This is a genomic window from Chromobacterium sp. Ag138, assembly GCF_055181315.1.
The window spans coordinates 449,519-457,889 of the sequence record NZ_JBUPWA010000001.1 but is presented as its reverse complement, the minus strand read 5'-3'; the positions used below and the strand labels follow the sequence as shown (position 1 = coordinate 457,889).

3 protein-coding genes are annotated in these 8,371 nt (G+C 66.0%); 2 read left to right on the top strand and 1 reads right to left on the bottom strand.

The window, feature by feature from the left end:
- Window positions 1-278 precede the first annotated feature (278 nt).
- Window positions 279-6,827: a beta-ketoacyl synthase N-terminal-like domain-containing protein gene (locus ACY3GB_RS02290; RefSeq protein ID WP_463087297.1), complete on the bottom strand. Its 6,549-nt coding sequence runs from the start codon at window positions 6,825-6,827 to the stop codon at window positions 279-281.
- Window positions 6,828-6,830: 3 nt separating this feature from the next.
- Here ACY3GB_RS02290 and ACY3GB_RS02285 point away from each other — a divergent pair, with 3 nt between their 5' ends.
- Window positions 6,831-7,067, top strand: a complete 237-nt coding sequence (locus ACY3GB_RS02285) for a hypothetical protein (protein WP_463087296.1) — start codon at window positions 6,831-6,833, stop codon at window positions 7,065-7,067.
- A 221-nt stretch (window positions 7,068-7,288) separates the two neighbouring features.
- Window positions 7,289-8,371, top strand: a 1,083-nt coding sequence (locus tag ACY3GB_RS02280; protein WP_463087295.1) for an acyltransferase domain-containing protein, incomplete at its 3' end; no start/stop codon positions are given.

The window sequence follows — 8,371 nt, the reverse complement described above, 5'->3', positions numbered from 1 at the left end:
GCTCTCTTGTATGTTCACGAATCAGCATCCCAACCCATGAACGACGGCATCGCACAAAACTGCGGCACCGGCGTCCGTGAATCCATATGAAGTGTGCGAGGAGAACGGCTCGGCGCGACAGCGGGCATGACTTTTTAAACAAGTACAATGTCCTTGCCCGCTGAGGATTTGCATTCTATTCACGAAATATTACAAATACAAACAGCAAATTCATTTGTCAATGAAATGGCATACAAATTAAATAATGACGCAACCAAGCCACTCCAACAACAAGGACATCAGACAGGATCAGGTTGCGCCGCCATCGCCTCGGTTTCTCTCCCGCAAGCGGCTAATGCCTCCGTCAGCCACGCCTCCGGCATCTCCCACAACTCGTCTCCGCGCGCCAACGCCTCAAGCAAGCGGCAGTAATCGGCGAACATCGCTTCGACATTGCCCCCCGGCAGCGAGCCGGCGGCGAAATCCCAATGGATCAGCAGCGCGTCGGACAGCTCCATGCTCAGATTGTCCAGCGCCACGCCGTGCGTGCGACTGGCGAACTTGACCAGCTCCACGCCTTCGGCCAGTTCCAGTGGCCCCTGCGGGTTGAGTCGGGTGAATACCACGGGAAACTGCAGCCGCCGGTGCCATTGCCTATCCGCAGCGGCCTTGCGCAAGGCAGGCAAGCCTCCTATCAGACCATGGCTGTCGTCTTCGGCCAGAACCCGGCCGCAACGGCGGGCGCGTTCGATGAAGGTCAGCGCTTCGGCGTAAAAATCCACCCAACTCAAGGAAGTGAAATCGCCAACCACACCGTTGATTTCTGCGTGAGCAGCCGGCCTGCGCCAACCAGGCGCCACCAGAGAGAAAGGCAATGGGCAGCCGTGGCGCGCCAGGCACCAGCCATAGGCGGCAATCAACAGCGCATCGGCGCATACGCCGGCCTGAGCTGCCCGCGCCTTTAGGACCCGCCAACCGTTCAAGCGATGCCCGAACCCCAGATGCGAGGTGGTCTCCCCCTCTCCGACGCTTGGTCCGAGCGGCAATTGACGGAACTTCTCCGTCCAGTACGCCATTTCGTCCAGCCCGGCCGGCGAGCGCCGGAACTGCGCCAAGGCGGCGATGTAGTCGGCATAGACGATGGCCGGCACGACCGGCGATCGGCCCTGATAGATATCCAGCAACTGGCGGGCCAGCAGATCCCGGCTGGGCAGATCGGCGATCAGCAAGTCCACCGCCAGATGCGCCAGGCTGCGCCCGTCCTCCAGCGGCGTCACCCGCAGCCAGGCATGGGGCCAGCCGCCCAGTTCCGTCGCCCGGCCCAGCATCTCGCGCGCGATGCGTTCCGGATCGCCGCGATCTTCGCGCCGCTCGAACGGCAAAGGCGGCGGCGAGGCGCTCAACTGCTGGACGCCGTTGGGCGTGATCCGGACGTTCAGCATCGAATGCCGCGCGGCCAGTTCCTGCCAGGCCCGTTCCAGCCTCTCGATATCCAGGTCCTCGATCGCCAGCGCCAGATACAGATGCGACGCGCCGCGCTCGCCATGCAGCGCCCGGCTGAACGCGTACGCCTGTTGCTGATCGGTCAGGGCGAATGCCTCGCCCTTCGCGGCGCCCGGCTCCAGCGCCAACGGGCTTTCCGCCAGCGCCGCGAAGGCCGGCGCATGCGCCCAGTCGGCTTCGCCGTCGGCCAGACGGGTCAACAGCCGGCGATAATCGTCGAACAGCCGCTCCATCATTCCATCGGGGAAGCAATCGACGGCCACGTCCCAGCTGAAGCACAGCGTGCCGCCGCGCTCCCTCAACTGGTGGTCCAGATTGACCTGCGGCGTCTGGGTGACGCAGTAACGCTCCGCATCGCCGAAGCTGTCCGCGCCGCCGATCACCGGATTGTTGAGCATGGAAGTGAATACCGCTTCGCCGCCGCTGAACGCCAGGCCCTGGCGGCGCCGGCTCTCGCGCAGCACCGCTACGCCGCCCACGCTCATGTGGTCCATGTCTTCCAGCAACTGGCGCTGCGTCCGCCGCGCCAATTCCGCCAGCGTCTCGCCGCTCTCGTCATCGAAAGCGAAAAACTGGGTCGAGATCAGCGGTCCGACCAAACCGTCGACGTCGGAATGCAGCGGCAGACGGTTATAGCAAGTGGAAATCAAGGTGAATCCCGCGCCGGCGTTCTCCCGGCGCAGCGTCAGGCCGAACAGGGCCAGCAGCAGCGCGCTGCCCGAAACGCCGAGCGCCTCGCCGCGTTGCTTCAGCCTACTCCAGCGCGCCGCGTCCAGCGTGGCCGCCAGCCGCCGCCGCAATCGGCTGGCCGGCCGCTGCGCCTTCTGCAGGCTCAGGCCGGGCGGCATTCGCTCCAACCGATCCATCCAGTACTGCAGGTCATTCCGGTAGCGGATGGAGTCCTTGAACGCCGCCACCGACAGCAGGTAATCGCGGAAAGACAAGCCCGGCGCGGTGAGCGCCGCCTCCGGGTCTCGGTAGCACGCCAGCCACTGCTGCAACAGCGTTTCCAGCGAGGTGGCGTCGACCACCAGTTCATCCACGCTCAGATGCACGCGGCCAACGACATCCGCCAACAGCGAAACGCGGATTTCGAACAACGCCTCCGCGCCCGGCAAATAAACCTTGTGCGACATCTGTTCCCGCACCGCGTCCAGCGCCCTCGCGCACGCCTCGGCATCGGCCTGCCGCAAATCCTGGACGGCGAAACAAGAAGGTGCGGCATCGGCAATCTGCTGGCGGCCATCGGCCAACAGGCGGATGCGCAGCGCCTCATGGCAACCGACCAGCCGGTTCCAGGCCGAGTTGAGCCTGGCAACGTCCAGATCACGCCAATCAAACTCCAAATAGATATGGCAGCCCACTCTTTCCGCCTCGGCCAGCAACTGGCGGCCGGACAGGAAGGACTGCTGGATGTCGTTGAGAGGGAACGGCAGCGAATGGCTTTCCAGATCGACGATCAGCCTGGGCAGCGCCAGCTCGCCGCCGCCCTGCGCCAGCGCCTCCAGCCCGGCCTCAGCCTCGCCCAGGCTCAGGAAAGGGTCGAGCCGCGCCAGCGGCACCGGTCGCGCCCAATCCCGCTCCAGCTTGGCCTTGACCCCCAGCGCAGCCAGAGAGTTGAGTCCCAGATCCGCCAGACGGCAGCCCTCCCGTCCCGACAACGCCTCCGGCGGACATCCCAAGGCATCGGCCAGCATTTCGCGAAAGCCCGCGGCCTCCGACTCGCCAGCGCAAGCGTTCATCTGCGCCGGCGCATGCCGGGATGGAAGCCAATGCCTTGCGCGGGCGAAAGCATAACCCGGCAGGCCTATCCGCCTCGGCGCGCCGGCGCGAGGCAGCCTGTTCCAGTCGGGCTCCGCGCCTTCCTGCCAAAGATCGCCCAGCGCGCGCAAATCGTTGCTGGACAAAGCTAGCTCGACGGCGGCGCTGAATTCGACAGCCGATCGCGCCGATCGCGCGTCGATATTTCCGACGCCCACGGCCAACTCTCCCAGCGCTTTCGACAGGGACTCGAGGCTGTCCGCCACGCAGCGCCAGCGGCAGGACATAGCCGTTCGCCCTGTCTGCAAGGTGTAAGCGATGTCGGCCAGGCGCAGCTCCGGATGCGACTCAAGATGGCGGCCCAGCCGCGCGGCCTGCTCGCGCAGGCTGTCGACGTCGCGCGCCGACAGCACGATCAATTGGCTGCCGCCATCGCCCGCCTCCTCGCCGGCCGGCGCCAGATGTTCCTCCACCACTAGGTGGGCGCAAACGCCGCCGAAACCGTAGCTGTTGATGCCGGCCCGGCGCGGCAGCGCGACGCCGGCGACATCCCGGCGCGCCGGCCATGGGACGCTGTCGGCTTCGAACGCCAGCAGCCGCTTGTCCAAGTCGATGGAGGGGAGAAGGGTCTGATAACCGGCCAAACCGGGCAGACGCCGCGTGGCGATGGCGTCGATCACCCGGAACAGCGCGGCCAAGCCGGAGGCCAGCTCGCAATGGCCGATCACCGGCTTCAGGCTGGCGACGCGCCAGGCATCGCCAGGTCCGCCGCCGGCGCCCAATTCCAGCCTGGCGGCCTGCAGCGCGGCGATCTCGATCGCATCGCCCAGCGGCGAGCCGACGCCGTGCGCCTCCACGTAATCCACGCTGTCCGGCGCCACCCCGGCGTCGCGGTGGGCCGCCACGATCGCCGCCTGGATGCCATCATGGTTGGGCGCGGTCAGAGAAACGCCCTTTCCGCCGTGCAAGGCCGCGCTGCCCTTGATCTTCAGGTAAATCCGGTCTCCGTCCCGCTCGGCGTCGGCCAGCGGCTTGAGCAGCAACGCGCCCACGCCTTCCGATCTCACATAGCCGTCCGCCCCCTCCTGGAACGAACGGGTTCGGCCGCTGCCGCTCAGCAATCCCATCCGACGGTATCCGTCGGTTTCCGCCGGGGACAGCAGCAGGTTGACCGCGCCGACCAGCGCCTGTCCGCACTCCCCGGCGCGGATGGCGCGGATGGCGCGGTGGATGGCCGCCAGCGCCGACGAACACGCAGTGTTGCAGTATTCGCTTGGCCCCCGCAAATCCAGCAACTGGGAGATGCGGTTGGCGTACATGCAAGGAGAAGAGGACGTCAGCAGGAAAGGGCTGTCGGCCGGATGCGCCGCCGTTTCCCGGTATTCGCCTGCCGCGGCGGCGATGAATACGCCAGTGCGGCTGCCGGCCAGCCTCGGCGCCGGAATGCCCGCGTCCTCCATCGCCAGCCAGGCATATTGCAGCAATAGGCGCTGCTGAGGGTCCATCTGCGCGGCTTCCGCCGCCGACAGGCCGAAAAAGACGTGGTCGAAACAATCGATGTCGTCGATGTAGCCGCCAAGCCCCCCGCCGCCGCGCCACGCCGGCGCGTTCCGCAGCTGGCTTTCCCCGCCGCGAGCGGCTTCCAGGAATGACTCCAGCTCCCCGCCCGGAAAACGGCCGCTGATGCCGATGATCGCGAAGTCGCCATGGCTTTTCGCGCGCGGCATCCCAAGCGCCTCCGGCTGCGGCGTGCTGACCGAGCCGCCCCCCAGGCGCAGCGACAGCGCCTCGACGATTTTTTCCATGCAGTCGTAACGGAAGAAAAACGTCTGTTCCAGCGCCAGCCCGAGCGTCAACCCCAGCTGCTCGGTCAAGGAAAGCATGTCGGCCGAATCCAAACCCAATTCCATCAAGCTGCGCTGCGGCGGCAAGCTGCCGTCGTCCGGCCGGCCCAGGCAGCGGTTCACCGCGGCCCGGACCGCATCGCCGACCGGCCGCTCGGCCGGAGCCAAGGCCGAAGGCGGCAGACTCAGTTCCTGCCTCACCCGGTCTGCTAGGTCATAGCGCACCAGCACCCCGTGGGCCGCGTTGTCGACATCCGCGGGACGATAGCCGGCCACCAAACGCTCGACCCTGGCGCCGTGCAGTTCGTGAAAGCGCAGCACCGGATCCAGCAGCATCCCGGCCTGGTTGCGGCCATGAATGTAATCGCCCAATGGCATGCGCGCCGCCTGCTTGGGATAATCCTTGCAGCGAGTGACCCCGACCACGGTGTCGACACCCTCCAGCAGCGAGCAGTACTGGAGCATGAACTCCAGCAGTTGGTCGCCATAGCTGCTGTACTGGTGCGCCGGCAGCACGTTCAGACTCTGTATCTGCACGATGCCGCCGTCTGGGTGGAACAGCCGGTCCACCGTCGAGAAATCGACGTCGAACAGCCCTTCGATCTCCATGATGCGCTGGGAATAGATCACGCCCAGCACCTCGCTGCCCCGCTCCAGCACCAATTGCCCGGCCGGCCAGCGCGCCAGCCGCCGGCGCAGAATATCGTCGCCCACTCGCCCGCCTTCCGGCCAGCAGGCGATTTCCAGCGCGGACAGCGCCGGCAGGTCGCCGGGAACCGCGCGGCGTACCCGATACGCCCGGGCGCGATAGCAGCCCGCGCTCGACTCGCACGCTCCTCTGCGGGGATGCCTATGCAGCATGCCCGGTTCCGGAAGCCAGCCCTCGCCGGCCAGCGCCAGCAGATGGCGTGCCGCCTCCGGCGCGTCATCGCGGGAAAAACGCCCCAACAACGGTCCGCTCTTGTAGCTATGGCTGGCGCCAATGATTAGCGCGTGATCGCCGACCCGCTCGGCCAATCGGCGGAAACCCGGCCTCAATGCGCCGGAAGGCCCGAGCGTCAGCGAGGACAGACACAGCCACAGCGGCCGATCGCCATCCCGCAAACCGGCTTTCCGCAGCAAGCGCTCCAGCTCCGCGCCATCGTCCAGCGCCTCCGGCGCCAGCGGCAGCACCCGGACTGGCGGAGGCCGCGCGGCTTCAAGTGCAGCGGCCATGCCGCCGATGGCGATGATGGCATCAGGTTGGGTCTCCCCTGGCCCTTGACCGAGCATCCGGTCCAAAATCTCTTTTAGCGCCGGCCCGCCCGCCATCGAAGGCTCCCGCTCGCCGGCTGCCGCCATCCATTCGGCGGCGTTTTCCCAAGCGTCGCCTTTTCCAAACAGCAGACCATCCAGCGCTGCGGGGAGGCCAGCGCAGAACGACGAAAAAGACTCGTCCCGGCACGCGGACAGCGCCGCCGGCTCAAGCCTGCCCGCCACCAGCCATTTGCCGGCAATCAGGAACCCCGTCAGGCGCCCGGCCAATCCCGGAGCGAGGCCGGCGACGGACATATCCAGCCTGCCGCTCCCCGCCTCCACCACCTCATCCGCCGCCAACCGGCGCAACGAGGCCCGTGCCAGCAGTTCGTCGAGCCCTCGCGCCAGCGTCGGACAATCCAGGTCCCATCGCAGGGCCGCCGACTCCAGCCAGGCTGACCACCACAGCGGATCCTCCGCGGCTGGCCGCCGATCAGGCGACATCCATTGAAACAACTCTTCCAGCCGTTCCGGCAGCCGTCCGGCGGCCGACGCCCGGCCACTGAACCGCCAACCATCCGGCCCGGAACGGCTCAACCAGCCGCAAGTTTCCAGAATGTCGGCGGCAATGCGGGCCGGCCCGGCGTTGGCGGTATCACCGGGAAAGAGCCGGGCCGGCTCGAACGGCTGGCGGAGGCCCAGATTGGAAATCAGCCCGCGCTTTTGCAGGCAGAAAACGAGTGACAAAAAAAGCAGGTGGTCGGCAGCAGAAAATGTCGGCATCTCGTCATGACAAAATACATTTTAATGCTGTATAAGTATCCCAAAATCACGTTCAGCTCAAATGAATTTACTGCCACCTTCCCGCGACGCGCCCATCCAGCCCCCCCTGGCGACCGTCGCTGGATACCGCGCGCCCGAAATAGCGCGATACGGCTCGGAACCATCCTTCAGGACCGGAAAACATGCCTTATCTCCATCAAGGAAAGCAGTGCTCCATTGTCTTCATGCTCCCCGGCCAAGGCGGCCAGTTCTATCAGATGGGCCGGGAGCTCTATCAAAACCAGCCGGTGTTCCACCGCTGGATGAATGACCTGGACAGCCTGGTCCGCGCCGAGCTCGGGCGCTCGGTGATCACCGAGATCTATCACGACAACAACGCGCGCTCCAAAGCCTTCGACGATATCCGCCTCAGCCACCCGGCGATCTTCATGGTGGAATACGCGTTGGGCAAGACGCTGGAAGAACAAGGAATCCAGCCCGACTTCCTCCTGGGCGCCAGCTTGGGCGAACTGGTCGCGGCGGCGCTCGCCGATATGCTTCCGCTGCCCGACGCGATCCGCCTGGTGGTCGCCCAAGGCAAATTGTTTCACGAACGCCATGCCGGCGTCGAAGGGGCCATGCTGGCCATCCTGGCCGGTGAGCCGCTCTATCGGCAAACGCCGTTATTGAGCCAGCACTGCGACATCGCCGCTTATAACGCCGACTCGCTCATCGTCGTCTCCGGCACCGCAGAGCGCATCGCAGAGGCTGAACGCCATCTGCGCGAACGGGATATCGTAGTGCAGCGCCTGCCCGTCCGGCAGGCCTTTCATTCCCGCCAGATCGACTTTCTGCGGCCGGAGGCCGAGGCGCTGTGCAGCCAGTTGAACTTCGGTCCCTCACGCACCCCGCTGATCTCCTGCAGCGAAGCCGCTCCGCTGGAAAGCATGCGCGCCGAATATTTCTGGCAGGTGATCCGCCAACCCATCCGTTTTTCCCAAACCTTGGCGCGGCTGGAACGAGAAGCCGCCGAGCGCGGTGAAACGCCCATCTACCTGGACTTGGGGCCCAGCGGCACGCTGGCCAATCTGGTCAGGCAGAATATCGGCGGCGAGGCATCGCGCATTTTCGCAGCGCTCAGCCCCTTCGGCCGCGATCTGGAGAAATTCGACGGCGTACTGTCGCTGGCTCGCGGGCTTCAAGCACAGCCGACTGCCGCGCAAGCGCCGAAGTCAGCCGCTGGCCGCATCGATCAGCCGCAAACCCCGCCGCCGGCCCCTGCTCGG